Source organism: Mesorhizobium sp. M7A.F.Ca.US.005.03.2.1 (assembly GCF_003997795.1).
Classification (GTDB): domain Bacteria; phylum Pseudomonadota; class Alphaproteobacteria; order Rhizobiales; family Rhizobiaceae; genus Mesorhizobium; species Mesorhizobium ciceri.
In genome coordinates this window covers 1-782 of the sequence record NZ_RZRP01001447.1, presented here as the reverse complement: position 1 = coordinate 782, position 782 = coordinate 1, and the positions used below count along the sequence as shown (strand labels likewise).

1 protein-coding gene is annotated in these 782 nt (G+C 61.6%); it reads left to right on the top strand.

Going from position 1 to position 782, the window contains the following annotated elements:
* A partial coding sequence (locus EN991_RS38395; protein WP_127370636.1) for a substrate-binding domain-containing protein occupies positions 1 to 631 on the top strand: 631 nt, incomplete at its 5' end.
* Between the last annotated feature and the right edge of the window lie 151 nt (positions 632 to 782).

The following is a 782-nucleotide window of genomic DNA, read 5'->3' as shown; positions in this document are numbered from 1 at the left end:
GCTCGACACCGGTCGGCGCGGCGATGCCGATGTGGTCTTTGTCCATGCCAAGGCGCAGGAGGAGAAGTTCATCGAGGAAGGGTTCGGGGTGAAGCGCTTCGACGTGATGTACAACGACTTCGTCCTCGTGGGGCCCAAGAGCGACCCAGCAGGCGTCAGCGGGACCAAGGATATCGCAGCCGCGCTGATCGCCATCGAAGCCAAGAAAGCGGCCTTCGTATCGCGCGGCGACAGGTCTGGCACCCACTCGGCCGAATTGAGTCTGTGGAAAACGGCCGGCATCGACATCGAGGCGGCCAAGGGCACCTGGTACAAGGAGATCGGCCAGGGCATGGGAGCGGCGCTCAACGCCGCGGCCGCCATGAACGCTTATACGCTTTCCGATCGTGGTACCTGGCTGTCATTCAAGAATCGGGGCGAGTTGGGCATTGCCGTCGAGGGTGACAAGCGGCTGTTCAACCAGTATGGCGTCATGCTGGTGAATCCGCGGAAGCATCCAAGTGTCAAAGCGGAGGCCGGCCAGCGCTTCATCAATTGGCTGATCTCTGCGGAGGGGCAGAAGGCGATCAGCGAGTACAAAATCGACGGCCAACAGCTCTTCTTCCCAAACGCGCAGCACGAGCGTTCCTGAAGCTTGTTGCAAACCGGCTCGGGTCTGCTTCACTATCGGGCCATGACGAGAACACTTTCTCCGACAGGCGCGCTCACCACCCTTGACAAGGCGCTCGCAGGGCTGCTCGACGGTGTGATGCCCGTCGCCACCTGCCTGGTTCCGCTCGATG